Source organism: Vibrio sp. (genome assembly GCF_984391705.1).
In genome coordinates, this window is the sequence record NZ_CFHWOM010000031.1 from 22684 (window position 1) to 48709 (window position 26026).

Here is a 26026-nt window from a genome sequence, read left to right on the forward strand (position 1 = left end):
AGTTTGGAAGGAATGATTGCTTAATTAAGACCACCTAGCATCTACTAAAAGTGTCACTAGGTGGTTTTAACTTATGCCGATAGCATTAATGAGTTCGCTTTTGCTTCTAGGTTCGAATTACCCATGAGGTAGTCATCGATAGCAATCGCACACTCTCGGCCTTCGTTGATACAACGTACAACCAGTGACTGGCCAGTACGCATATCACCTGCAGCAAAGACACCTTTTTGGTTGGTAGCAAAACCTTCAGTCGCGACGTTACCGCGCTCATCCAGCTTGATATCTAGTTGTGCTAACACACCTGTTGGTTCTGGGTGAAGGAAGCCCATTGCGAGGAACGCCATATCACATGGAATAACACGCTCGCTGCCTTCAACTTCTTTGAAGCTTGGACGCTCACCTGGCGCAGCATCTTGCCATACGATATCCGCAAGACGTAGACCTGTGACTTCACCTTTCTCGTTACCGACAAACTCTTTAGTCAGGATATTCCAATGACGATCGACACCTTCTTCGTGTGAAGTTGAGGTACGGAGAATCATTGGGTACTGAGGCCAAGGCATGTTTGCTGGGCGCTTTTCAGGTGGAATCGGCATGATTTCTACTTGAGTTACGCTTGCTGCCTTGTGGCGGTTTGATGTACCAACACAGTCAGAGCCGGTATCACCACCACCGATAACCACAACGTGCTTATCTTTAGCGTGAATTTCTTCTGTCTTTAGGTCCATGCCATTGGCGCGGCGGTTGTTTTGACCAAGGAATTCCATTGCGAAGTGAACACCTTTTAGTTCACGTCCTGGTACAGGAAGGTCGCGTGGAACCGTTGAACCGCCAGTCAGAAGTACCACATCAAACTCTTGACGTAGTTGCTGAGCATTCACATCAACGCCAATGTGTTGATTAACTTTGAACTCAACGCCCGCTTCAGCCATTAGGTTGATCTTACGATCAATCACATCCATACCCAGTTTGAAATCAGGGATACCGAAACGCAGTAGACCACCGACTTTTTCATCACGTTCAAACACAGTGACCGAGTGACCAGCACTGTTTAGCTGCTCTGCAGCTGCAAGACCTGCAGGACCAGAACCGATGATTGCGATCGTTTTACCTGTGCGTGAACGAGGCGTTTTCGGTTTTGCGTACCCTTCACGGTACGCAGTTTCTACAATGGTTTTCTCAATATTACAGATTGTGATTGGATCTTGGTTGATACCAAGAACACATGCACTTTCACATGGAGCAGGACATACGCGACCAGTGAATTCTGGGAAGTTGTTGGTTGAACTTAAGATGTTCCACGCTTCTTCCCAACTGTCACGGTAAACCGCATCGTTGAATTCAGGGATGATGTTCCCAATCGGACAACCGTTGTGACAGAAAGGAACACCACAGTCCATACAACGAGAAGCCTGAGTATTGATCTTGTCACCAAACTCTTCGTTCAGAACGAATTCTTTGTTGTTTTCAATACGAACTGATGGATCGATCTTCTGAGGAAGTTCGCGACCATGTTCTAAAAATCCAGTAGGCTTACCCATTATACTGCCTCCACTTGTTCCGTTTGTGCTTGCTCTGCTTCAGCCTTACGCTTTAGAAGTACCGCTTTGTAGTCACGCGGCATTACCTTAACCATAGAGGCTAGGCTTGCTTCAAAGTTATCAAGGAAAGACTTAGCGACTTCACTTCCTGTGAATTGAACTTGCTTGGTTAGCATCTCTTTCAGTAGTTGACGATCTTCTGCTTCGATTGGATCTAGGTCTACCAGTTCAGGGTTGAGCTTAGTTTCGAAGTCACCAGACTTATCCCAAACGTAAGCCACACCGCCACTCATACCCGCCGCAAAGTTACGGCCTGTTGAACCAAGGATTACCGCAACACCACCAGTCATGTATTCACAACCGTGGTCACCGACACCTTCAACGACTACTTTCGCACCTGAGTTACGAACACAGAAACGTTCACCAGCCATACCGCGGATGTACGACTCACCAGACGTTGCACCGTAGAAACATACGTTACCAACTACAATGTTATCTTCCGCTACGATGGTTGATTTTGTATCTGGGTAAAGGACTAGCGTACCGCCAGATAGGCCTTTGCCCCAGTAATCGTTCGCATCGCCTTCTACTTCGAACTTGACGCCCTTAGCAAGGAAAGCACCGAAAGATTGACCTGCTGAGCCGTTGAACTTAACGTTCATTGGTTGAGGTAGACCTGCGTCTTTATAAACTTTCGAGATTTCGTTCGACAGCATGGTACCCGCAGAGCGGTCGGTGTTGATGATAGGGAACTCAGCTGTTACTGCTTCACCTTTCTCAAGCGCAGGGATAGCCGCTTGAATCAACTTACGATCGAGAACTTCTTCAAGATTGTGGTTTTGCTCTGTTTGGTTGTAAACGCCATCGTCTTCACGTACTTGTTCAATGTGAAGTACAGGAGACAGATCTAGGTTCTTGTATTTCCAGTGTTTGATGTCTTCACGCACTTTCAGTTTGTGAGACTGACCTACCATCTCATCGATAGTGCGGTAGCCTAGCTCAGCCATCACTTCACGTAGACCTTCAGCCATGTACTGGAAGAAGGTCACAACGTCTTCTACGCGGCCATCAAAGCGTTCACGTAGCGTCTTGTTCTGAGTCGCGATACCAACAGGACAGGTGTTCTTATGACACTTACGCATCATGATACAGCCTTCAACAACGAGAGCTGCTGTAGCGACACCCCATTCCTCAGCGCCAAGTAGTGTTGCGACTGCTAGGTCGCGCGGTGTTTTCATCTGACCATCAGACTGAACGACGATACGGTTACGTAGACCATTCTTCAGTAGAGTTTGATGCGTTTCCGCTAGACCAAGCTCCCATGGAAGACCTGTGTGACGGATAGATGACATAGGTGATGCACCTGTACCGCCATCAAAACCTGCGATAAGAACAACGTCAGCTTTCGCTTTTGCTACACCTGATGCGATCGTACCTACGCCAGCTTCCGATACTAGCTTCACGTTGACACGGCCAGCGCGGTTAGCGTTCTTCAAGTCGTAGATTAGCTGAGCCAAATCTTCGATTGAGTAGATATCGTGGTGCGGTGGTGGCGAGATTAGACCTACGCCCGGAGTCGAGTGACGTGTTGCACCGATCCAGTCATCAACCTTATCACCTGGTAGCTGACCACCTTCACCTGGTTTCGCACCTTGAGCCATCTTGATCTGTAGCTCATCAGCGTTAGTTAGGTAGTAAGACGTTACACCGAAGCGGCCTGAAGCAACCTGTTTGATTGCAGAGCGTTCCCAATCACCGTTTTCTTTGCGTTCGAAACGAGTTGGGTCTTCACCGCCTTCACCAGAGTTCGACTTCGCGCCGATGCGGTTCATCGCAACTGCTAGTGTTGAGTGCGCTTCGTAAGAGATAGAACCGAAGGACATTGCACCTGTCGCGAAACGCTTAAGGATGTTTTCGATTGGTTCTACTTCTTCTAGCGGGATTGAACCTGCTGGGTTCTTAACAAAGTCTAGTTGGCTACGTAGCGTTGCTGCGTTATCGCCTTGGTCGTCTACCGCTTTCGCGTATTTCTTGAACTGAGCGTAGTCTTTGTTGCGCGTTGATTCTTGTAGTAGTGAGATAGTCTCAGGGTTAAACAGGTGTTTTTCACCACGCTGTTTCCACTGGTAAACACCACCCACATCAAGCACTTGTACTGGGATTTCACGAGTCGGGAAGCCGATACGGTGACGTACTAGAACTTCCTTAGCGATATCATCGATCGTTAGACCTTGGATACGTGAAACTGTACCTGTGAAGTACTTATCAACCACAGACTTGCTGATACCCAATGCTTCGAAGATCTGTGCACCGTGGTAAGACTGCAGTGTTGAAATACCCATCTTCGAGAAGATCTTCAGAAGACCGCCATTGATTGACTTACGGTAGTTTTCGAACAGCTCGCGAATGTTTGTTTCCGGATCAAGCTTCTTCGTACGCTGCAGGTCAACCATAGTTTCGATAACTAGGTATGGGTTCACTGCGTTTGCGCCGTAACCGATCAGAGTTGCGAAGTGGTGCGTCTCACGAGCATCACCAGTCTCAACCACAATGTCACACTTCGCACGTAGACCCTTACGGATTAGGTGGTGGTGAACTGCGCCAACCGCCAGCATTGCTGGGATTGCAGCGTGGTTCGAGTTAACCGCGCGGTCTGTTAGAAGGATGATTGAGTAACCATCGATAACGGCATCTTCTGCGTACTGACAGATACGCTTAAGTGCACGCTCTAGTTTGCCTTCGTCTTCACTTGCTTGGAATACGATGTCTAGTGTCTTAGCTTGAAGGTGCTCGTTGTCGATAGCACGTAGCTTCTCAAGTTCAGAGTTAGAGAGAACTGGAGACTCAAGCTCTACTTTTTGACAGTGCTCTGGTGACTCAGCAAGCAGGTTCTGATCTTTACCTAGGTAAGTGTTCAGAGACATAACCATACGCTCACGAATCGGGTCGATTGGCGGGTTAGTTACCTGAGCAAACAGCTGCTTAAAGTAGTTTGATAGATGTTGTGACTGGTGCGAAAGAATCGCTAGTGGCCAGTCGGCACCCATTGCAGAAAGTGGCTCTTTGCCATCTTTCGCCATCGGTACAATGATTTCGTTAACTTCTTCCGAGCTGACACCAAACGCTTGCTGCTTGTGCAGTAGCTTCTCTGGTGAAGGCTGGCTGAATTCGTTGCTCGCATCTGGCAGTTTCTTCAGGCTCAGTAGGTTCTCTTCAACCCACTTCTCGTAAGGCTGTGCTGATGCAATGCCGTCTTTCACTTCTTCATCAGAGATGATGCGACCTTGCTCTAGGTCAGCGACGAAGATACGACCTGGTTGTAGACGACCACGGAACTCAACGTTCTCTGGTTCAATTTCAACAACACCAGACTCTGAAGCCATTACTAGGAAGTCATCTTTGGTCACTGTGTAGCGAGAAGGGCGCAGACCGTTACGGTCAAGAGTTGCACCTACTTGAACACCATCAGTGAAACATACCGATGCTGGGCCATCCCATGGTTCCATTACGTTCGCGTGGTACTGGTAGAACGCGCGACGAGTTGGATCCATGTTTTTGTTTTCTTGCCATGCTTCAGGGATCATCATCATCAACGCATGTGGCAGGCTGCGACCAGATAGAACTAGGAGCTCAAGTGCCATATCGAAGTTAGATGAATCAGATGCGCCTTCTTGACAGATAGGCAGTAGCATGTCGATCTCTGCTTGAGTAAACAAGTCAGATTCGATGATTGCTTCACGAGCTTTCATCCAGTTCAGGTTGCCGCGAACTGTATTGATTTCACCATTGTGAGCAATGTAACGGAAAGGCTGAGCCAGGCGCCAGCGAGGGAATGTATTGGTAGAGAAGCGAGAGTGAACAAGCGCTAGCGCACTCACCATCGTTGGATTCTGTAGATCTAAGAAGTACTGTGGTACTTGCTCTGTGGTTAGCTGACCTTTGTACACCACTGTCTTGTAAGACATTGAGTTGATGTAGAAGTCATCGCCAATGTTTGAAACGCTCTCAAGACAAACACGCACGGTGTAGTTACGTAATACGTATAGCTTACGTTCCAGTTCTTCAGGTGTAATGCCTGGTCCACCAGATACAAAAACGTGTTCAAACTGAGGTTCAGTGCTCAGTGGATCTGCACCAATCATTGAGTTGTCAGTTGGCAGAACGCGGTAGCCAATTACGTCTAGTTCAAGGCGTTTGGCATTACGTTCTAGAATATCGCGACATTGTGCTCGTTTGTGTTCATCTTTTGGAAAAAGAACAACACCAACACCGTATTTCTCAAAAGAAGGCAGCTTAATACCAAGCTTAACGGCTTCTTCTAATAGAAATTCATGAGGTTTTTGTAGCAAGATACCGGCACCGTCACCTGAGCAAGGGTCACACCCTTGACCGCCACGGTGTTCCATACGAGCAAGCATATCCAATGCTTGAGTAACTACTGCGTGTGATTTGCGGTTTTTAAGGTGAGCAACAAAACCGATACCACAAGCGTCATGCTCCAGTTCTGGAGTATAAAGACCCTGTGATCTTTGCTCTCTATCTACCATGGATACATCCTTCCAGTTCAAATAGGCGCAATTTGGCTAGTCGAAACTAGTTCTACGTCCTGTCCTTTATTTTTATGATTCGAAGTCAGCTTAGATTGATGACTTTGATTCCATTCCGTATCTCGCAGGAAAAATATTGCGAGAAAAACAATCCTTGGTGATTTCCCTGTTTTTTGTATCACTATTTAGTGATTTATATAGGTGGGAGTGGGGAAATACCGACGTTTTAGTAATTGATCGTGTAATTAAATACACAAAAAAAACTAAAATCTGAAAGTATCCTACAATTTTGTCAGCTCGAAATGCAATCAAAAATCGCCTCTGTTGCTCAATTTTTTCGTAGTTTAAATGAATAATATGTTTAACTTTTACGTAACATTCGGCTTGAGGCACGTATTTAATGCATGTTTATTGACTTTGCTTAACTCGTCTCTTGTTTGAAAAGGCTACATTACGTTATTTGATATTTTCAAAACTGTAATTAAATTACAAAGATCGCAATGATATTCATTCTCATCGTTTTAAAGGGGAAATATGCAGTTACATGAGCTGGTTAACACCATCGGCCAAGATCTCCAACGTCGTTATGGAGAAAAGGTACATAAGCTGACCTTGCATGGTGGTTTTAGCTGCCCTAATCGTGATGGCACAATAGGCCGCGGTGGCTGCACATTCTGTAATGTTGCCTCTTTTGCTGATGAGCAGGCCCAGATTAAGAGTATTCATGAGCAGTTGACAGATCGTGCAGGTGAAATACAACGTGCTAAAAAGTACCTTGCTTATTTTCAGGCATATACGAGTACTTATGCTGAGGTCCAAGTCCTAAAGAATATGTATGAGGAAGCCCTTAAAGCGGCGGATATTGTCGGCTTGTGCGTTGGTACTCGTCCAGACTGCGTACCCGACGCAGTATTAGATCTGCTTTCTGAGTATGTTGAACAAGGCTATGAAATTTGGCTTGAACTAGGTTTACAAACTGCAAACAACCAAACGCTGAAGCGGATCAATCGTGGTCATGATTTTGAATGCTATGCCGAAATTACCCAACGAGCTCGAGCCTTAGGCATCAAGGTATGTACTCATTTGATTGTCGGACTACCTAAAGAAACTCGGGCTGATAACGTAGAAACGCTTACTAAGGTTTTAGACGTGGGAACCGATGGCATTAAGTTACACGGTTTACATATTGTCGAAGGCAGCACGATGGCGAAGGCTTGGAAAGCGGGACGACTGGAAGCGCCTGAGCTTGAAGAATATGTCTCGATTGCGAGTGAACTGATTAGAATGACTCCTCCAGACGTTATCTTTCATCGTGTCTCGTCAGCTGCACGTCGACCAACATTACTCTCACCGTTGTGGTGTGAGAATCGTTGGCTGGCAATGACAGAGATTGGCCGAGCGCTAAATCGTGAAGGGGCGCAAGGATCATCAATAAATCAATCGTTTATATATACAAAGCCATTATTAAAAGCAGAATAACTGTCTATAAGCTGATATCTTTGTATCCTTATAGGATGAGTTGTTAGCTTTTGGCATGAGAGATTAGATGGATCAAGTATTGGTATGGTTATGGGACGCCTCCCACGGACATGGCTTTGATCTAATAGTCATCTTGCTGTCTATCTTGGTGGTTGCCAATATTTATGCTCGCTTTCAAAAGCACTTAGAGCAAGTTTTACTCAGCTCTCCCTCTGCAGCTTTGCTTATTGATACAAGTAGTGCCGAGCTTCTTCTCGCCAATTCGTTAGCTAAGCAATTACTCGGTGTTCGCAAGGTAGGAAAGTCGTATTTTTTACCTCAAAAAGTCACGCAACAAGAGTTAAAACTTCTCATCGAAAAACTCGATAAGAGTGACTCTTCTCAGATCTATGCTTCCCAGTGGAGTATTTCTAAACATACGCAAATTAAGCTCGATGTAACAGGAAGAAAGACTGTTTTCAGAGGCAGAAGGGTTTGGTTTGTTAGTTTGCTACCACATCAGGATACGCCCCAAGAAAAGCTAGCTGAAATGCAGTCGTTGCGTATCTATAAGAGTGCGTTTGATCATTTGTCTGAACTCGTATTTATTAAAAATGTAGAGGGAGAAGTGGTCTCTGCCAATCGAGCTTTTCAACGCTTTTGGCAAAACCGCTTTGAAGAGGGGGCCGCTGATATTGAGGGTATTATTGAAGGCCGAGCAAGTAAACGTCGTTGGACTACAACGCCTGACGGAAGAAGCTGCTTATTGGAAAGTAATCAGACAGTATTGTTGTCTCCTGAAGGAAAAAAAATAGGCTCACTAGGCATTAGTCATGATGTGACAGATTGGCATAATATGCAGCGCAATTTACGTGATGAAATGGAAAAGCGTAAAGATACTGAAGTTGCGTTAGCACAGAGAGATACGATATTGCAAAATATCTTAGAGTCTTCCCCGGATTCTATCGGTATTTTTAACGAAAATATGGTTTATCAAGCGTGCAATAAACCCTTCGTTACGGCATTAGGTATTTCTGATGTTGACGACCTAATCGGTAAGCGGCTGCAAGATGTAATTCCGAATGAAAGCTACCGCCGCTTGTCTGAAACGGACAATAAGGTTTTATACGAAGGTAAGTCATTACGCTATATTGATCGAGTCGTCAGCAGTAATGGTGAATCCACTTGGTATGATGTGGTGAAATCGCCATTTAGAGATCCTGCATCTGGCACTAATGGTGTGCTGATAATGGCTCGCGATGTGTCTGAACGTTATTTGGCGGAGCAAAGACTAGAAGAGGCGAACCTCGAACTGGAGCGATTAAGCTTTATCGACGGGTTAACTCAAATTTCTAATCGTCGTCGGTTTGATGAGCAGTTAGAAACGTTATGGAATATTCATATTCGTGAGAAGCAGCCACTAACGGTTATGTTATGCGATATAGATTTCTTTAAAGGTTTCAATGATTTTTATGGGCACCAGAAAGGCGATGAGGCATTAATCAAAGTTGCCGAAGTGTTTGAGCACGTGTTGCCTCGTTCAAGTGATTGCGTCGCGCGATACGGCGGTGAAGAGTTTGGTTTTATTCTGCCAAACACGACAGTCGAAGGTGCGAAAAAAGTAGCGGATCGAATTCACCAAGGCGTTGCTCAACTGGCCATTGCTCACCAAGCCTCGGAAGTTTCTTCCATTGTCACAGCCAGTGTTGGCCTCGTATCCATTGTCCCTCAACCTTATGATAACAGTGACTCTATAGTGGCTTTAGCTGATAGCGCTCTCTATCAAGCTAAGGCAAACGGCCGCAATCAAACTTGTGTACATCACACATCCAATAATTAACTCTGCTCGGTACGGGATTCTTTTCGCTGTTAGTTTGGAAAACAGGTAATATTGTTACACTTCTCAATCTATTGATTAGACTCAGTATTGCCCTTGTTTCCATTCGGAGCGTTAGATGAAGCCGATAAAAAACCTCGCCCAATATTATGTAGATTTGCTCGTTAAACTGGGCATATTGCGTTTTTCCATCTTACTTGCTTTGGCGTTGGTCGCTTTAGCTGTTGTTGTACAAGTCGGTATTACGTTGGTTTTAAGTGGCCATGTGGATGATATTGATATTGTTCGATCTGTTTTCTTTGGTCTCCTAATCACACCTTGGGCAGTGTACTTCCTTTCTGTTGTAGTCGATCAGCTAGAGGAATCTCGTCAGCGTTTGTCTAAATTGGTTTCTAAGCTCAAAGATATGCGCTCACGAGATCAAGAGCTTAATAACAAGTTGCAGCAGAATATCGCCAAACTAAACCAAGAAATTGAAGAGCGCATCAAAGCAGAAGAAGCTCGCGAAGAAGCGATGAAAGACCTAGAGAATGAGGTTTATCAGCGTGAGAGAACTCAGTTGGAGCTAGCTGAGCGAACGGCGTTGCTGCGTTCGTTTATCGATGCGTCACCAGATTTGATCTACTACAGAAATGCAGATGGCGTATTCTCTGGTTGTAACCGCGCGATGGAAGAGCTTACCGGCAAGAAAGAGAGTCAGCTGGTGGGGCTAACGCCTTGGGATGTCTACAGCAAGGAAGTTGCCCAGCAAATTGTGGATACTGATGAAAAAGTTTTTTCTGATAATCAGGCGCTGACGTATGAACAGTGGCTTGAATACCCAGACGGTCATAAGAATTACTTCGAACTGCGTAAGGTTCCTTTTTACAGCAAAGATGGTCGTCATTTGGGGTTAGTCGGGTTTGGTCGCGACATTACCGAACGTAAGCGTCATGAAGAATCTTTAGAAAAAGCCAGTCGTGACAAAACCACCTTTATTTCGACGATCAGTCATGAGTTAAGAACACCGCTCAATGGTATTGTTGGCTTGAGTCGGATGTTGCTCGACACTCAGTTGAATGAAGAGCAGCGTCATCAGATGCAGACTATTAATGTTAGTGCCATAACGTTGGGCAATATCTTTAACGATATCATCGATATGGATAAGTTTGACCGCAGAAAATTAGAGCTTTATCCATCGGCACTGAATTTTGAAAACTTTGTTGCGGAGTTAGAGAGTATCTCGGCATTAATGGCGTCACAAAAAGGATTACGTTTTGATTTAGAGCGCTTAAGTACTTTGCCTTCTGAGATTGAGGTGGATGCAACGCGCTTGCGACAAGTGTTGTGGAATTTGATCAGCAACGCGATGAAATTCACCAAAGAAGGTGGCGTGGTGATGACTGTTAGTGCAGAGGTTGAAGATAAGTTTGCCAACATCACCATGGAAGTAGAAGACAGTGGTATTGGTATTCCAGAATCGGAACTCGATAAAATTTTTGCTATGTACTATCAAGTGAAATCTGGAAAAGATAACTTGCATGCTGTTGGTACAGGTATTGGTTTAGCGGTGTCTAAGCAACTGATCAATATGATGGATGGCGATATTTCTGTGACTAGCGAAGAGGGTTTTGGTAGTACCTTTACGGTGACCATACGCGTACCGCTTGCCGAGGAACAAGAATCTGTGGCTGTAGAGCCAGCAGAGCAGAAAGAGCTCAACATTTTTATGGTTGAAGACATAGAGCTCAATATTACGGTAGCCCGCTCTTTGCTTGAAAGTATGGGACATGAGGTTTCTGTTGCGATGACAGGGCAAGATGCCATCGAGATGTTTGACCCTGAGCTGTATGATTTGGTGTTCTTAGACATACAGTTACCAGACATGACAGGATTTGATGTCGCAGACTTCTTCCGTAAAACCTATAAAGATCTCCCACCGCTGGTGGCATTGACAGCCAATGTGTTGAAAAACAAAGCAGAGTACTTAGAGAAAGGGATGGATGATGCGATTAGTAAGCCCCTTTCAGTGACGGATGTTCATAATGTTATCGCTAAGTTTACGAATGACCATCATGAACCAGTAAAAGCAGAGCCTATTCTGCAACCAGCAGATGAGGTGGAGAGTAGTGAGATATATGCTCGCTTGCTCGACCTCGATATGCTTGAGTCGTATGTCGGAATTGTTGGGGCTGCGCCTGTTTTGGACAGTATTACTATGTTTGAAGAGATGATGCCTGGGTATTTGCAATTGCTGGATTCCAACATGACAGCGAAGCATCAAGAAGGGATTGTTTCAGAAGCGCATAAAATAAAGGGGGCAGCAGGCTCGATTGGCCTGAAACACATTCAAAGTGTCGCACAAAAAGCACAATCTCCAGATTTACCTGCTTGGTGGGAAAATATCGACGATTGGGTAGAAGAAATGAAGAACGAGTATCAGTATGATATACAAGTACTGAAAGAGTGGTTAGAGAGTCAAACTCCGCAACAAGGATCATAGAATGAAAAAACTCGCTCTGCTGTCGCTAGGTGCAGCACTTATGGTTGGCTGTGTAAGCGAACCGATGGTCTGGGAACAGACAAATACGACGCAAATTGCTCAGTCAACAATTGAGTTAAAGAGCAATCTTTGGGTTAATAAGATGCCAACGATTGGGGCTGTACAAGACAGTACTCTGCATGGTGCTCTGTACCTTGAGTCCGATAAGGTATTACCTGCACAATTAGATATTGAGAGTATATCTATCAAACAAGATGACGAAATATGGACGATTGATGGCGACTTACTGGATCTGAGAACGCACAACGAAAGTCAGTGGGAAGTCGCGTTTGTATGGCAGTTTGAATTAAACCCAGAGCGTCCAGTCGATGTTGCTGTGCAAATGAATGTCGACAATAAGCTACAGTGGCTTGTTGAGAAGAATGTGAAAATAGATACGGTCTACTAATGCTATCGCAGTTAGTTTTCGTAAATAAAAAGAGCAGGCATCAAGCCTGCTCTTTTAGTTCGTATTCTGGATTATTTTTTCGCAGTTTTTAAACCTGCGTTGATATCCATAATATCTTGCTCACTTAGTGTTCCAACCGCTTGGCGAAGCTGAAGTTCACTTAGAATGTAATCATAGCGAGCATTTGACAGGTTCTTATTCGCATCGTACAGACGGCGTGTTGAATCAAGAACATCAACAATAGTTCGAGTACCTACATCAAAACCAGCTTCTGTTGCTTCTAGAGCCGATTCTGCTGAAACCACGGTTTGTTCGTAGGCACGTAGCGCACCGATAGAAGCACTGATGTTGTTGTTAAATGCGCGAACATCTTTCACAACACTGCGGTATTGCGCCTCTAAGTCTTGGCTAGCTGCGACATAGCTGTACTCAGCTTGCTTCGTTTGCGAGCTAATATTACCACCCGTGTATAGTGGTACGGCTAGGTTAATGCCTACGTTGAAGTCAGAGTTATCGCCAACGTAACTTGCGTTATCGTTGCGCTCATCACCGTAGTTATACCCACCATCAAGCGTTAGGGATGGTAAATGCCCTGAACTTGCTAATGAAATTTGATCTTTTGCAACATCTTGAGCAATTCGAGCTGATAGTAGGCTCAAGTTTTTCTGTTGCGCTTCTTCAATCATCTGGTTAATTGGCGTTGAATTGCGGCTAGCAGAGAAGCGTTTTGTATCAAGCACATCTAAGTTTGAATGTTCTTGGCCAGTAATCTCGCGCAAACCTTCGTAGCTATTAATCAAGCTGTTTTCAGCCAATACTTCATCAGCGAGAACTGCATCGTATTGTGCTTGGGCATCGTGAACGTCAGTGATTGCTGACAGACCCACTTCAAAACGCTGCTTCGTTTGCTCAAGTTGGCGACCTACTGCTGCCTTTTCGGCTTGAACAAATTCTAGGTTGTCTTGAGCTCGCAATACATCAAAGTAAGCTTGAGCAACACGTAGAATAAGTGCTTGTTGAACTGCCGCATAGGAAGCATCTGCTTGTCGTGCTGTTTTCTCTGACACGTCTAATGTTAACCAGCTTGAGCGCTTGTACAGTTCTTGCGAGAAGTTAATACCAGCGGTTAGCTTGTCGCTATCGCGAGGGTCTAAGTCGCTACGATTAATGTTGTAACCAGCAGTTAATGTGATTTGTGGTAGTAGCGTCGCGCGACTAGAAGTTACTGCTTCAAACGCTGCATCACGCTGCGCAGCGGCACTGAGTAGTGTCGGATCGTTTTCTTTCGCTTGGTTGTAGATGTCGGCTAGCGTATCAGCAAAAGCGTTAGTGCTCATGCTTCCTAGAGCTGCGCTGATAAATAGTGGAAGCAGTTTCTTCATAGGTCCTATTCCTGCCAAAAGATGAAAAAGGTTACTCGTCAAGAGTTTAACCCATACTGATGTTAATTCATGCAAAACTTTGCAAATTTTTACACTTAACTATCCACTTGTGCAATATATTTAATTATTCAATTTAACTCAGAATATAAAAATTATATAAAAAGTTGAGCCAGGTCCTTGGAAGTTAAGCTTTTGTCTGAGTAAACTATAAGATTCACTCAGCGAGGTGCCAAATGCAACCATCTGACAAGCAACAGGGTGAGTTTACTCCCCAAGATGTGGAAATAATCTCAAAAGAGACACTGTTTAAGGGTTTCTTTAGCATGGTCAAATACCGTTTTCGACATAAATTATTCGAAGGCGGCTGGAGCCAACCGCTTGATCGAGAAATGTTTGAGCGTGGTCATGCTGCGGCAATGTTACCTTATGATCCTACTTCTGATCAGGTCGTGATTATCGAACAAATTCGCGTGGGAGCATTAGAGCATGCTTCCCCTTGGCAGATGGAAATTGTAGCTGGCATTATTGATCGTGGTGAAAGTGCAGAAGATGTCGTTCGTCGAGAAGCCATAGAAGAGGCTGGAATTGAGGTGACGTCACTGGAGAAAGTGACATCTTATTATCCTTCTTCAGGTGGCTGTTCAGAAAGGTTGGATGTCTACGTCGGAAAGGTAGATGCGACAACCGCGCACGGCGTTCATGGTTTAGACTATGAAGGTGAAGATATACGTGTCCATGTCATTAGTCGTGAAGAGGCTTATGAGTGGGTAACAAATGGTAAGTTTGAAAATGGTGCTTCGATCATTGCGCTGCAATGGTTACAACTGAATCACCAACGTTTAAGAAGCGAATGGCACAAGTAGCAGTTAAAAAGCCGTATCATGTTGATTTATCTGAACTGATGCGCACTTATGAAACAAATTATGCGAAGCTCAACGCTCTCATTCCAAGCAATGCGAGTGTAGGGGATGTTCGCTGCTATCAAGCTGCTAATATGACGTATCAAATTCAAGTGGGCGAAGTCACAAAGTACACAACTTTGGTCGATATTTGTCAAAGCGATGACGTTCCAGTATTTCCATTACCGAGAATGTCTGTCAGGCTCTACCACGACGCTCGCGTAGCAGAAGTCTTTGAATGTGAGCATTTAAAGCGAGTCAATGCTCGTTATGAATACCCAAATGACAAAATGGTTCAACAGGATGAAAAAGCACAATTGAACCGATTTTTGGGCGATTGGTTAACGTTTTGTCTACGGCATGGTATCAGCCGGACGCCGATCAATATTTAGGTTTGAAATTTTGAAAGTAACGTCAAACTCTTCAGATAGCAGTATTAAGCTGCTCCAAATTACTGACACCCATCTGTTTGAAGCGACAGATGGTAGTTTGTTGAGTGTCAACACCGGCGAGAGTTTTAAAGCGGTAGTTCAAGAAGTGATTGAGCAGCAGCGTGACTACGATGCCGTGTTGGCTACTGGTGATATTTCTCAAGATCACAGTGAAGCTTCTTACCAATGCTTTGAACGCGGAATTGCGCCATTGGTAAAGCCATGTTTTTGGTTGCCAGGGAATCATGACTATAAACCGAACATGACGTCGGTGATCCCCTCTCAGCAGATACAGCAGGTTGAACATGTTTTATTAGGCGATCATTGGCAGATGATTTTGTTGGACTCTCAAGTTGTGGGCGTTCCCCATGGTCGCTTGAGTGATCAACAATTGGCTCTTCTTGATGCCAAACTGACTGAGTATGCGGATAAGCACACCTTAGTGTTGCTACATCACCACCCAATTTTAGTTGGTAGTGCTTGGCTAGATCAGCACACATTAAAAGACGCTGAAGATTTTTGGCAAGTGGTTGAAAAGCATAGTAACGTCAATGCGGTATTGTGTGGTCACGTCCATCAAGATATGAATGTGATGCACAATGGGGTTCAAGTGATGGCTACGCCATCTACCTGTGTGCAGTTTAAGCCAAATTCGGATGACTTCGCATTGGATACCTTGTCTCCGGGGTGGAGAGAGTTAGAGCTTAAAGCCAATGGCCAATTAGTAACTACGGTGCATCGCCTTCCTGCCGGATGCTTTCAGCCGGACTTCAACTCAGCAGGCTATTAAGGGATACTAATGAAACCGTCACTCCTTTTGTATATCCATGGTTTTAACAGTTCGCCACTATCACATAAAGCGAATGTGATGAAAGCATATTGCGAACAGTTGAGACCGGACATAAAAGTGCTGGTTCCTCAGTTACCTTGTTTCCCAGAGCTCGCAGCAAACTTGTTGTTGAGTATTGTCGAGCAATATAAAGATGATTACCGGATTGGTTTAGTCGGCAGTTCACTGGGTGGTTACATGTCTATGTGGCTAAATAATCGATATGGCTTTCGTGCTGTGGTTGTTAACCCTGCGGTTAAGCCTTATGAATTATTGGCTGATTACCTCGGTGAGCAAGTTAACCCGTACACCAATGAAAAGTATCTTCTGGAAGAGCAACACATTGATGAACTGATAGCACTGGATACACCGACAATTCGAGATACATCCGATTTTTGGCTACTTCAGCAAGAAGAAGATGAGGTACTCGACTATCGACAAGCCGTGAGTAAGTTTGCCGGTGCTAAACAAACGGTAGAAGCGGGAGGGGATCATAGTTTTGTGGACTTTGAACGCTACCCAGAAAAAATCATTAATTTCTTACAACTCTAGAACCTTCCTGTGCAGGAACTTATCATCTTGAACACATTTTGATAGTTTCATTGAGGGAAGAGTCATAAATTTACCCGTTACTTACTTATCTCGCTTGACATCAATACGTCTCTTCCAGACTATGTTTCACTTATGCTGAGCAGGATGCAAAGCGATTAGAGTTTGCTCGTTTTTTCGATTTTTTAATCAATTAGCTAGAGCTTAGTATCCCGCCTGCTTGGCTACCCTTTTATTCTTTATATAGATATTCCGTATTATGACTGAACAATATAATGCGAAAGACCTCTCGGTTCTTGAAGGTCTCGACCCTGTACGACACCGTCCTGGTATGTATACCGAAACGGAGCGACCAAATCACCTTGCACAAGAAGTTATCGATAACTCGGTGGATGAGGCTCTTGCGGGGCATGCGAAAAAAATCAAAGTCATTCTTCATGCCGACCAATCTCTCGAAGTGATTGATGATGGTCGTGGTATGCCAGTTGATATTCACCCAGAGAAAGGTATCTCGGGTGTTGAACTTATCCTAACTAAGCTACACGCTGGTGGTAAGTTCTCAAACGATAACTATAAGTTTTCAGGTGGTCTACACGGGGTAGGTATCTCGGTAGTAAACGCCCTCTCAAAACGTGTTGAAGTGACAGTAAAACGTGGCGGTGAAATTCACGAAATCGCTTTTGAAGGCGGTAATGCAGTGACAGAATTGACGGTAACAGGCACATGTGGCCACCGCAATACTGGTACTTCGGTGCATTTCTGGCCAGACGAAAAATACTTCGACAGCCATAAATTCTCAGCATTGCGCTTAGTGAATAACTTACGAGCGAAAGCGGTTCTTTGCCCAGGCCTAGAAATCATCTTTAGTGACAAGGTGAATAACGAAGAGCATAAGTGGTATTACGAAGACGGTCTGAAAGACTATCTAGCTGAAGGTGTGAAAGGCTACGAAGTTCTTCCAGCTGAACCTTATATCGGTGAGTTTACCGCGGATACTGAAATGGCGACGTGGGCGGTGATCTGGCAGCCAGAAGGCGGTGAGATGATCACCGAAAGTTACGTTAACTTAGTCCCAACTAAGCAAGGTGGTACTCACGTTAATGGTCTACGCCAAGGTCTACTTGATGCGATGCGTGAGTTCTGTGAGTTCCGTAACTTGCTGCCACGTGGTGTTAAGCTAACTGGTGATGATATCTTTGACCGCTGTTCTTATGTTTTATCAGTGAAGATGCAAGATCCTCAGTTTGCGGGTCAAACTAAAGAGCGTCTTTCATCTCGTCAAACCGCAGCGTTTGTTTCTGGTGTGGTTAAAGATGCCTTCAGCTTGTGGTTAAACGAAAAACCGCAACTTGCTGAACAGTTGGCAGAAGTGTGTATCGCTAACGCTCACCGTCGTATGCGCGCAAGTAAGAAAGTTGTGCGTAAGAAGGTGGCATCAGGCCCAGCCCTGCCAGGTAAGCTAACGGACTGTTCAGTACAAGATTTAAATCGCACTGAAATCTTCTTTGTCGAGGGTGACTCGGCAGGCGGCTCAGCAAAGCAGGCCCGTGATCGTGAGTTCCAAGCGGTGATGCCACTGCGTGGTAAGATCTTAAACACGTGGGAAGTCTCTGCTGACCAAGTACTTGCTTCTCAAGAAGTGCACGATATTTCAGTTGCGCTCGGTATCGACCCTGATAACGACAACCTCGATGGCTTGCGTTACGGAAAAATCTGTATCCTTGCCGATGCGGACTCGGATGGTCTTCACATCGCGACGCTATTATGTGCTCTGTTCACGCGTCACTTCCGTGCGCTAGTGGAAGCGGGTCATATCTATGTTGCAATGCCTCCTCTGTATCGTATCGACTGTGGCAAAGAAGTTTTCTATGCCCTAGATGATGATGAGAAAGAGGGCATCTTAGAGCGCCTATCGAAGAAAAAAGCCAAAATCAACGTGCAGCGATTCAAAGGTCTGGGTGAGATGAACCCACTTCAGCTGCGTGAAACAACCATGGATCCAAATACTCGTCGTCTGGTTCAGTTAACTATTGATGACAATGAGCAGACTATGGAAATGATGGATATGTTGCTAGGTAAGAAGCGTGCGGATGACCGCCGTAACTGGCTGCAATCTAACGGTGATATGGCAGAGGTTTAATGAATGTCTAGTGAGATTACATACGATGGCGTTGAACAGTTGCCGATGCGCAAGTTCACTGAAGACGCTTATCTGAATTACTCAATGTACGTAATTATGGACCGCGCGTTGCCATACATTGGCGATGGTTTGAAGCCGGTTCAACGACGTATTATTTACGCAATGTCGGAGCTTGGTCTCTCGGCTGCGGCAAAATACAAGAAATCAGCACGTACTGTTGGTGACGTGTTAGGTAAGTACCATCCACATGGCGATTCAGCGTGTTATGAAGCGATGGTATTAATGGCACAACCATTCTCTTACCGTTACCCATTAGTAGACGGTCAAGGTAACTGGGGTGCGCCAGACGATCCTAAATCTTTCGCCGCGATGCGTTATACCGAAGCGAAACTGTCTAAGTTTGCTGAAGTACTGCTAGGTGAACTTGGCCAAGGTACGGTCGAGTGGCAGCCTAACTTTGACGGCACAATGAAAGAGCCGCAAATGTTACCTGCGCGCCTACCGCACATTCTCCTGAATGGTGTTACTGGTATCGCCGTAGGTATGGCTACCGATATTCCGCCTCACAACGTGCGTGAAGTGGCCGATGCTGCGATTCACTTGATCGATCATCCAAAAGCAGAACTGCCGGATGTGATGAACTTTGTTCAAGGCCCTGATTACCCGACCGAAGCAGAAATTATTTCTCCGAAAGCGGATCTTGAAAAGATCTACCGCACTGGTCGCGGCAGTATTAAGATGCGTGCGGTTTGGCATAAAGAAGGCTCTGATATTGTTATCACTGCTTTGCCACACCAAGTGTCGGGCGCGAAATTGCTAGAGCAGATCGCAAACCAAATGCGCGCGAAAAAGCTGCCAATGGTAGATGATCTCCGTGATGAATCGGATCACGAGAACCCAACGCGTATTGTTGTTGTGCCTCGTTCAAACCGAATCGACTGTGATCAGTTGATGAACCACCTGTTTGCGTCAACGGATCTAGAGAAAAACTTCCGTGTAAACCTGAACATGATTGGTCTCGACAATCGCCCACAGGTTAAAGGTCTAGTACAGATCCTATCTGAGTGGATTGAGTTCCGTCGCACTACAGTACGTCGTCGTCTACAACATCGCCTAGATAAGGTAATGGCACGTCTGCACATCCTTGAAGGTTTGTTGGTTGCGTATCTAAATCTTGATGAAGTCATTGAGATCATCCGCACTGAAGATGATCCTAAAGCGGTCTTGATGGCGCGCTTTGGTATTACCGAAATTCAAGCGGATGCGATTCTAGATACCAAACTTCGCCATTTAGCTAAGCTAGAGGAGATGAAGATCCGTGGCGAGCAAGATGAGCTTGAAAAAGAGCGTGAGAAGCTAGAGAAGCTACTTGGCTCTGAGCGTCGTATGAACACGCTACTGAAGAAAGAGATTCAAGCTGATGCTGATAAGTACGGTGATGACCGTCGTTCTCCTCTGGTTGAACGTGCTGAAGCGAAAGCTCTTACTGAGCGCGACCTAGTGCCAAGTGAACCAATTACCGTTGTTCTATCAGAGAAAGGTTGGATTCGTCACGCGAAAGGGCATGACGTTGATGCTGAAGGATTAAACTACAAGTCTGGTGACAAATACCTTGCTCATGCGCGCGGTAAGAGTAACCAACAGGCGGTATTCCTTGGCAGTGATGGACGAAGCTATTCACTTGAATCGCACTCGTTGCCATCGGCAAGAAGCCAAGGTGAACCTATTACTGGTCGCTTAAATATTACTGCAGGCAGCGCAGTTCGCCAGGTGCTCATGGGTGAAGAAGAGCAGTTGTGGTTGATTGGTTCCGATGCCGGTTATGGCTTTGTTTGTAAAGGCAGCGACTTGTTGTCTAAGAACAAGAGCGGTAAAGCATTGGTGACTTTACCTGCGAATTCTGAAGTGATGGCTCCAGATGCGATTGCGGATCTAGACTCGGATGAAATTGTAGCGATTACTAACCAAGGGCGTATGTTGTTGTTCCCAATTAAAGATCTTCCTCAACTTGCTAAAGGTAAGGGAAATAAGATCATTAATATCCCAGCAGCGAAAGCCAAAGAGCGTGAAGAAATTCTGTCTCACCTAATTGCTGTGCCTAGAGGTGCGACACTTACGCTATATGCAGGTAAACGCAAGTTGGGCTTGAAGCCAAACGATTTAGATAACTTCCGCGGTGAGCGCGGTCGCCGTGGTGGGCTATTGCCACGAGGCTTGCAACGAGTCACTCGAATAGAGGTAGAAGACTCATCCATTGACACGAGTCACGAAGATAGCGCTGAATAATAAAAATCCCATGCATTGCATGGGATTTTTTTGTGGCTATAACGCCTGACCTATAGCTTGGACGCTTAGCGAGTATCTTCAGCAATCGTGACTGATAGTGTTTTCTCTTTGCCTTTTCTCAGAATAAGTACGTCGACGACAGTGCCAGGCCTTAGCTCAGTGACAATGTCTAACACGCTTTGCCGGCCATTTATTTTTTGGTCATCGATTTTTAAGATGATGTCTTGAGCTTCGAATCCTGCATTAGCAGCAGGACCGTTCGGATCTACACCCAATACGACAATCCCACCTAGGTGCTCATTACCTAACAGCCTCGAGGTAACAGAATTAATATCTTGGCCATCAATGCCAATGTATCCACGAATCACACGGCCATCAGCGATGATCTTCTGCATAATTTTGTTGGCGAGAGTATATGGAATCGCGAAAGAGATACCGTAGGTTTCCAACTCAGTAGCTTGTTGGAAGGAAGCGGTGTTGATACCAACGAGTTCTCCGCGTGTATTAACCAATGCGCCACCAGAGTTACCCTCATTTATCGCAGCATCCGTTTGAATAAATGCTTGTCTACCATCGGCACTAATAGAGGAGCGGCCCGTAGCGGAAATGATTCCGAAAGTCGTTGTTTGTCCTAGGTTGTAAGGGTTACCGATAGCTAACACTATGTCACCGACTTTAGGTGCATAGTTGGGATTTAGTGGAATGACAGGGAGGTTAGAGCCTTCTACGCGTAAAATTGCTATATCGGTTCGTCGATCTTTACCAACTAATTGGGCTGCAGCGACTCGACCATCTTGTAGGGCAACGATGATTTGATCTGCCTGAGCGACTACATGATAGTTGGTAATGATGTAGCCTTTTTCACTAACAATAACACCAGAACCCAACCCTTGGGTTAAGAGCTTTGAGCGATCGGCTTCAGTGTATTTTCGGCTATAAATATTGACGACGGCAGGTGCTGCATTCCGCACTGCGTGATTAAATGAAATTTGTTGTTGACCGCTATCTTCCGACTGTTTTGATGGGGTCGGTGGCAAGATATTGCTTCGTAGCGAAGGCAATGCGAGCAGCAATAAAGCTGCAGTGGCAAGCCCTAAGCCTACGGAACGCAATACAAATTGCAGCATACTGTCCTCGTCTAGCGTCTGATGGAGATAAGTTGCTGAAGAATAGCACTAGATGGGGCAATAATAAAAGGACAGTAGACTTTCCCACTGTCCTTTCAGTGTGAGTTCGCGTTTTTCTACTCACTTACAAGTTTTATGATTAACGGATTACGAGATACAAAGTGCGGTCACCTCGCTGAATGTTAAGCGCTAGAACTCCAGGTTGCTTCTCTACCACTTTACGGAATTGCGCAAGATTCTTAACGCGTTTGCGGTTAACTCCAATAATGATGTCACCTTCCTCTAGCTGATAAGCGGCAGCGTTTGATCCCGCTTGTACCGATGTCACTTTTACGCCTTGTACAGCGTCACTCGAGTTAGTGTTGGATAGTTCTGCACCAGATAAGCCTTCGTGTAACTTGTCTGCGGTTGCTTTTGCGTTTTGCATTTCACCCAGTGTTACATCGAATTGTTTCTGCTTGCCATCACGGATGACACCAAGTTCAATCTTCTTACCTGCTCCTAATGTGGCAACCTTCGCGCGTAATTCGCTAAAGGACGTAATTGCTTTACCATTAATGGAAGTAATTACATCACCAGCCTCAAGCCCAGCTTTATCTGCGGCACTGTCGGGAACTACTTGGCTAACAAAAGCCCCTTTACTTGATTCGTAGCCCAATGCCTCTGCTAGCTCCGAGGTTATTTCGCCTCCTTGGACACCTAGCATTCCTCGTTTAACCTCACCAAACTCTAAAATTTGGTCGGTAAGATTAGTCATCATATTGGATGGGATCGCAAAGCCAATCCCGACATTACCACCGTTGGGACCCAAAATTGCTGTATTGATACCAATCAGTTCACCATTTAGGTTAACTAAAGCGCCACCTGAGTTACCGCTATTGATCGCTGCATCAGTTTGAATGAAGTTTTCAAAATTTTCTAAGTTAAGTCCGCTTCGACCGAGCGCAGACACTATGCCAGATGTGACCGTTTGACCTAAACCGAACGGGTTACCAATAGCTACACTGAAATCACCAACGCGTAGCTTGTCTGAATCGGCGATTTTGATTTCCGTTAAATTCTTCGCTTCTTCCAGTTTAAGTAAAGCGACATCAGACATCTGATCGCCACCAACCATCTCGGCGTCATACTCTCTACCATCATGTAACTTGACACGAATCTTCTCTGCACCATTGATGACGTGATAGTTAGTTACAACATAGCCTTGCTTGGCATTGATGATGACCCCGGATCCTAATCCGCGAAATGGACGTTCTTGCAGTTGCTCTGTAGGAAAGTCAGGCCCAAAGAAGAAACGAAATTGCTCAGGAATATTTTGCTTGGAGACTTGAGTGCCTTCCACTGAAATACTGACAACAGCTGGTGTAACTTTCTCAAGCATGGGAGCCAAGCTTGGTAGCTGCTCGCCATTAACAGAAAGGGGCAATGCTGCGGTTGCAGGCATTGGTGTGATGATTGAACTTAAGCTTAATGATAGGACGGTTAATGCAAGCAAAGGTTTTTTCATCTGATAACTCCTACTTAGTTAAGGTCTTAAATCTTATATTTGATTGAAAAATAAAAGATCAAGTGACGCTCGTGAGAGTTATGACTCAAAAACCTTTGCAAAGTTCAGCAATTTTTGTGCTTATGATGCCTTTGCTGTTACCGCTTGTTCAGAATCGAGGATCTCTTTCTTCTCTTCTTTTAACAAACCGGTCGCACCTGATGCGTAGTCCTTTGGTGCTTCATTAGACGCATCATTTATGGAGTCTTCTGTTACCAGCTCGGGTTTGCTCTGCTCAGCCACTTTCTTGTTGAAAGGGTTGTCTTGTTCAGGAATGTTTGGCAGTAACTCAGAAGACGTTTTCGTCATGTGTTGGTAAAGCTTAGTGTATTCTTTACCAAGAGAATCGAGCATTTCTGCGGTTTGAGCAAAGTGATCAGCAAGATCTTGCTTTTGCTGCTCTAACTCAAACTTCGCTGTTTCTAATTCTTTTTGGGTGCTTTTTTGTTTCTTATATCCAGGTGTCGTTAGACGAGAAATGATGACACCTAACAGAGTTCCAACAAGCAAACCAACTAGGGCGTAAATCCAAGGCATATTAGCTCCTTATCGTTGTTATTTAACATGTTTATTACTGGTTAGTTACACATGTTCGTTCGACATGGTACTATGAGACCATCAGCCAATAAAGAAAAATGCATGTGCTCTACATAGCAGTTTCAACTCTTCTTCTGTAGGTCCTCGAAGTCATGACGCCCTTAGATATTTATAAAAAAGACATAAAAGAGCATGGTTTTCAGCAAGATGACGCTCAGCTTCAAGCCGTCACCGCTCTAGATACGCTTTATCATCAGTTTGTTCAGTATGTGAATACTCCCATTGAAAAGGTTACGGGGTGGAAAAGCTGGTTTGGGAAAAAGCCCGAGCTGCCAGTTGCACCTCAAGGGCTTTATTTCTGGGGGGGCGTTGGCCGTGGTAAGACTTATCTAATGGACACATTTTTTGATGCTCTCCCATCAGATAAAAAAATGCGCGTCCACTTTCACCGTTTTATGTATCGAGTACATGATGAATTAAACGCGCTTGGTGATGTTAATGATCCTTTAGAGTTGGTCGCCGATACCTTCAAAGCGGAAGCTGAGATCATCTGTTTTGATGAGTTTTTTGTATCGGATATCACCGATGCAATGATTTTAGGTACCTTATTCCAAGCGTTGTTTGCTCGCGGTGTTGTCTTAGTTGCGACGTCTAATATCCCGCCTGAAGATCTGTACCGAAATGGTTTGCAACGTGCTCGCTTCTTACCTGCGATTAAACTGATTCAAGAAAACTGCATCGTGCTTAATGTCGATAGTGGTATTGATTATCGTCTTCGTACTCTCGAACAGGCAGAGATTTATCACCATCCGCTTGATGAACAAGCAAGTAAGAACCTTCATCGTTATTTCGAACAGTTAGTTGGAGAAGATCGAAAGGGAGAACAGGTAATAGACATCAACCATCGCCAATTGGATGTGGTTGAAACCTCTGAAGGCGTTTTGCATGCGACGTTTAGTCAGCTGTGTCAGACGCCTCGCAGTCAAAATGATTATATAGAGTTGTCTAGAATCTACCATACGGTACTGCTGGCTGATGTAAAGCAGATGGATAGGACTATTGATGATGCTGCACGTCGTTTTATAGCCTTGGTGGATGAATTTTATGAGAGAAATGTGAAGCTAATAATCTCGGCAGAGGTAGCATTGGAAGAGCTTTATACCAATGGGCTGTTAGAGTTCGAATTCAAACGTTGCCAATCTCGTTTGATTGAAATGCAGAGCCACGACTATTTGGCAAAAGAGCATTTGGCGTAAAGATATTCGAGTTTCGGTACAGATTGAAAAAAAATGAATTTTTTGCCTAAAAAGAGGTGATTTTTTCAACTGACTTCTCTATAATCCTGCGACCCACCGTTACTGCAGACCTTGATTATCGAAGGTATTTCGACATAACGGGTCGAGAGTGCCAACCACTCGAAGGGGTGTTGACTGGACTCTTAGTCAGTGGGAGCGAAAGCTCCTTAAGTGTAAATTTAAATAATTAACGGGTTATTATTAGCATGAAAACTTTCGTTGCTAAACCAGAAACTGTAAAACGCGACTGGTACGTTGTAGACGCTGAAGGTAAAACTCTTGGCCGTCTAGCAAGTGAAATTGCATCTCGCCTACGTGGCAAACACAAAGCTGAATACACTCCACACTGTGACACTGGTGATTACATCATCGTTGTTAACGCGGAGAAAGTTACTGTAACTGGTAACAAAGCTAAAGGTAAGATTTACTACCGTCACTCTGAATTCCCAGGTGGTCTTAAGTCAATCAGCTTCGAGAAGCTAATTGATCGTAAGCCTGAGATGGCTCTTGAGCTAGCAGTTAAAGGTATGCTACCACGTGGTCCTCTAGGCCGTGCTATGTACCGTAAGCTGAAAGTTTACGCTGGCGCTGAGCACAACCATGTTGCTCAACAACCACAAGTACTAGACATCTAATCGGGGATTTCGAAAATGGCAGAGAATCAATACTACGGCACTGGCCGTCGCAAAAGC

The 26026-nt window shown here is 44.9% G+C and carries 18 protein-coding genes; 12 read left to right on the forward strand and 6 right to left on the reverse strand.

The genetic code is table 11. The features are described from left to right. Positions 1-71: 71 nt before the first annotated feature. Both AC4MRV_RS14695 and gltB read right to left on the reverse strand, forming a co-directional pair. Positions 72-1541: a glutamate synthase subunit beta gene (locus AC4MRV_RS14695; RefSeq protein ID WP_491188081.1), complete on the reverse strand. Its 1470-nt coding sequence runs from the start codon at positions 1539-1541 to the stop codon at positions 72-74. Then, positions 1541-6088, reverse strand: coding sequence for a glutamate synthase large subunit (gene gltB / locus AC4MRV_RS14700; RefSeq protein ID WP_491188082.1), 4548 nt, complete (start codon positions 6086-6088; stop codon positions 1541-1543). Before gltB ends, AC4MRV_RS14695 begins: the two co-directional genes overlap by 1 nt. A gap of 534 nt (positions 6089-6622) precedes the next feature. On the opposite strand from gltB, the gene mnmL reads away from it, so the two are divergent. The 4 genes from mnmL (at position 6623) to AC4MRV_RS14720 (ending at position 12313) form a co-directional block, all read left to right on the forward strand. After that, positions 6623-7567 carry a tRNA modification radical SAM protein MnmL/YtqA gene (mnmL, locus tag AC4MRV_RS14705; protein WP_491188083.1) on the forward strand — a complete coding sequence of 315 codons (945 nt, stop codon included), beginning with the start codon at positions 6623-6625 and terminating at the stop codon, positions 7565-7567. Between the two features lie 67 nt (positions 7568-7634). Then, positions 7635-9386, forward strand: coding sequence for a sensor domain-containing diguanylate cyclase (locus tag AC4MRV_RS14710; RefSeq protein WP_491188084.1), 1752 nt, complete (start codon positions 7635-7637; stop codon positions 9384-9386). 115 nt (positions 9387-9501) lie between these two features. Beyond that, on the forward strand, positions 9502-11865 hold the full coding sequence (gene arcB / locus AC4MRV_RS14715; protein WP_491188085.1) for an aerobic respiration two-component sensor histidine kinase ArcB: 2364 nt from the start codon (positions 9502-9504) through the stop codon (positions 11863-11865). A 1-nt stretch (position 11866) separates the two neighbouring features. Next, on the forward strand, positions 11867-12313 hold the full coding sequence (locus tag AC4MRV_RS14720) for a hypothetical protein (RefSeq protein ID WP_491188086.1): 447 nt from the start codon (positions 11867-11869) through the stop codon (positions 12311-12313). 71 nt (positions 12314-12384) lie between these two features. Here the strand turns inward: AC4MRV_RS14720 and tolC are convergent, their stop codons facing one another. Further along, complete coding sequence (tolC, locus tag AC4MRV_RS14725; protein WP_491188087.1) at positions 12385-13695, reverse strand: outer membrane channel protein TolC; 1311 nt, start codon at positions 13693-13695, stop codon at positions 12385-12387. A gap of 233 nt (positions 13696-13928) precedes the next feature. On the opposite strand from tolC, the gene nudF reads away from it, so the two are divergent. The 6 genes from nudF (at position 13929) to parC (ending at position 20829) form a co-directional block, all read left to right on the forward strand. After that, positions 13929-14558 carry an ADP-ribose diphosphatase gene (gene nudF, locus AC4MRV_RS14730; RefSeq protein WP_491188088.1) on the forward strand — a complete coding sequence of 210 codons (630 nt, stop codon included), beginning with the start codon at positions 13929-13931 and terminating at the stop codon, positions 14556-14558. Further along, positions 14546-14986: a DUF1249 family protein gene (locus AC4MRV_RS14735; RefSeq protein ID WP_491188089.1), complete on the forward strand. Its 441-nt coding sequence runs from the start codon at positions 14546-14548 to the stop codon at positions 14984-14986. Before nudF ends, AC4MRV_RS14735 begins: the two co-directional genes overlap by 13 nt. Beyond that, entirely contained in the window at positions 14955-15815 is an 861-nt protein-coding gene (gene cpdA, locus AC4MRV_RS14740; RefSeq protein WP_491188090.1) for a 3',5'-cyclic-AMP phosphodiesterase, read from the forward strand. The genes AC4MRV_RS14735 and cpdA overlap by 32 nt, the downstream gene beginning before the upstream one ends. 9 nt (positions 15816-15824) lie before the next feature. Then, positions 15825-16406 (forward strand): esterase YqiA, encoded by a 582-nt coding sequence (gene yqiA, locus AC4MRV_RS14745; protein WP_491188091.1) that lies wholly within the window; start codon positions 15825-15827, stop codon positions 16404-16406. A gap of 256 nt (positions 16407-16662) precedes the next feature. Next, complete coding sequence (gene parE / locus AC4MRV_RS14750; protein WP_491188092.1) at positions 16663-18543, forward strand: DNA topoisomerase IV subunit B; 1881 nt, start codon at positions 16663-16665, stop codon at positions 18541-18543. A gap of 3 nt (positions 18544-18546) precedes the next feature. Then, positions 18547-20829: a DNA topoisomerase IV subunit A gene (parC, locus tag AC4MRV_RS14755; protein ID WP_491188093.1), complete on the forward strand. Its 2283-nt coding sequence runs from the start codon at positions 18547-18549 to the stop codon at positions 20827-20829. A gap of 65 nt (positions 20830-20894) precedes the next feature. Here the strand turns inward: parC and degS are convergent, their stop codons facing one another. From degS to zapG, 3 genes are all read right to left on the reverse strand, one after another. Further along, a complete protein-coding gene (gene degS / locus AC4MRV_RS14760) occupies positions 20895-21956 on the reverse strand; it encodes an outer membrane-stress sensor serine endopeptidase DegS (RefSeq protein WP_491188094.1) in 1062 nt (353 codons plus the stop codon). A 139-nt stretch (positions 21957-22095) separates the two neighbouring features. Beyond that, positions 22096-23463 (reverse strand): DegQ family serine endoprotease, encoded by a 1368-nt coding sequence (locus AC4MRV_RS14765; protein WP_491188095.1) that lies wholly within the window; start codon positions 23461-23463, stop codon positions 22096-22098. A 120-nt stretch (positions 23464-23583) separates the two neighbouring features. Further along, entirely contained in the window at positions 23584-24039 is a 456-nt protein-coding gene (gene zapG, locus AC4MRV_RS14770) for a Z-ring associated protein ZapG (RefSeq protein WP_491188096.1), read from the reverse strand. Positions 24040-24191: 152 nt separating this feature from the next. Between zapG and zapE the strand changes: the two genes are divergently transcribed. Further along, complete coding sequence (zapE, locus tag AC4MRV_RS14775; protein WP_491188097.1) at positions 24192-25295, forward strand: cell division protein ZapE; 1104 nt, start codon at positions 24192-24194, stop codon at positions 25293-25295. Positions 25296-25540: 245 nt separating this feature from the next. Further along, entirely contained in the window at positions 25541-25969 is a 429-nt protein-coding gene (gene rplM / locus AC4MRV_RS14780; protein WP_038139704.1) for a 50S ribosomal protein L13, read from the forward strand. Positions 25970-26026 lie beyond the last annotated feature (57 nt).

Excerpts from the sequence above, each read along its gene's own strand:
- AC4MRV_RS14735 (WP_491188089.1), top strand. The coding sequence starts at position 14,546 with ATGGCACAAGTAGCAGTTAAAAAGCCGTATCATGTTGATTTATCTGAA.
- zapG (WP_491188096.1), bottom strand. The coding sequence starts at position 24,039 with ATGCCTTGGATTTACGCCCTAGTTGGTTTGCTTGTTGGAACTCTGTTA.
- zapE (WP_491188097.1), top strand. The coding sequence starts at position 24,192 with ATGACGCCCTTAGATATTTATAAAAAAGACATAAAAGAGCATGGTTTT.
- yqiA (WP_491188091.1), top strand. The coding sequence starts at position 15,825 with ATGAAACCGTCACTCCTTTTGTATATCCATGGTTTTAACAGTTCGCCA.
- cpdA (WP_491188090.1), top strand. The coding sequence starts at position 14,955 with ATGGTATCAGCCGGACGCCGATCAATATTTAGGTTTGAAATTTTGAAA.
- arcB (WP_491188085.1), top strand. The coding sequence starts at position 9,502 with ATGAAGCCGATAAAAAACCTCGCCCAATATTATGTAGATTTGCTCGTT.
- AC4MRV_RS14765 (WP_491188095.1), bottom strand. The coding sequence starts at position 23,463 with ATGAAAAAACCTTTGCTTGCATTAACCGTCCTATCATTAAGCTTAAGT.
- tolC (WP_491188087.1), bottom strand. The coding sequence starts at position 13,695 with ATGAAGAAACTGCTTCCACTATTTATCAGCGCAGCTCTAGGAAGCATG.
- degS (WP_491188094.1), bottom strand. The coding sequence starts at position 21,956 with ATGCTGCAATTTGTATTGCGTTCCGTAGGCTTAGGGCTTGCCACTGCA.
- AC4MRV_RS14710 (WP_491188084.1), top strand. The coding sequence starts at position 7,635 with ATGGATCAAGTATTGGTATGGTTATGGGACGCCTCCCACGGACATGGC.
- gltB (WP_491188082.1), bottom strand. The coding sequence starts at position 6,088 with ATGGTAGATAGAGAGCAAAGATCACAGGGTCTTTATACTCCAGAACTG.
- mnmL (WP_491188083.1), top strand. The coding sequence starts at position 6,623 with ATGCAGTTACATGAGCTGGTTAACACCATCGGCCAAGATCTCCAACGT.
- AC4MRV_RS14720 (WP_491188086.1), top strand. The coding sequence starts at position 11,867 with ATGAAAAAACTCGCTCTGCTGTCGCTAGGTGCAGCACTTATGGTTGGC.
- parC (WP_491188093.1), top strand. The coding sequence starts at position 18,547 with ATGTCTAGTGAGATTACATACGATGGCGTTGAACAGTTGCCGATGCGC.
- nudF (WP_491188088.1), top strand. The coding sequence starts at position 13,929 with ATGCAACCATCTGACAAGCAACAGGGTGAGTTTACTCCCCAAGATGTG.
- rplM (WP_038139704.1), top strand. The coding sequence starts at position 25,541 with ATGAAAACTTTCGTTGCTAAACCAGAAACTGTAAAACGCGACTGGTAC.
- parE (WP_491188092.1), top strand. The coding sequence starts at position 16,663 with ATGACTGAACAATATAATGCGAAAGACCTCTCGGTTCTTGAAGGTCTC.
- AC4MRV_RS14695 (WP_491188081.1), bottom strand. The coding sequence starts at position 1,541 with ATGGGTAAGCCTACTGGATTTTTAGAACATGGTCGCGAACTTCCTCAG.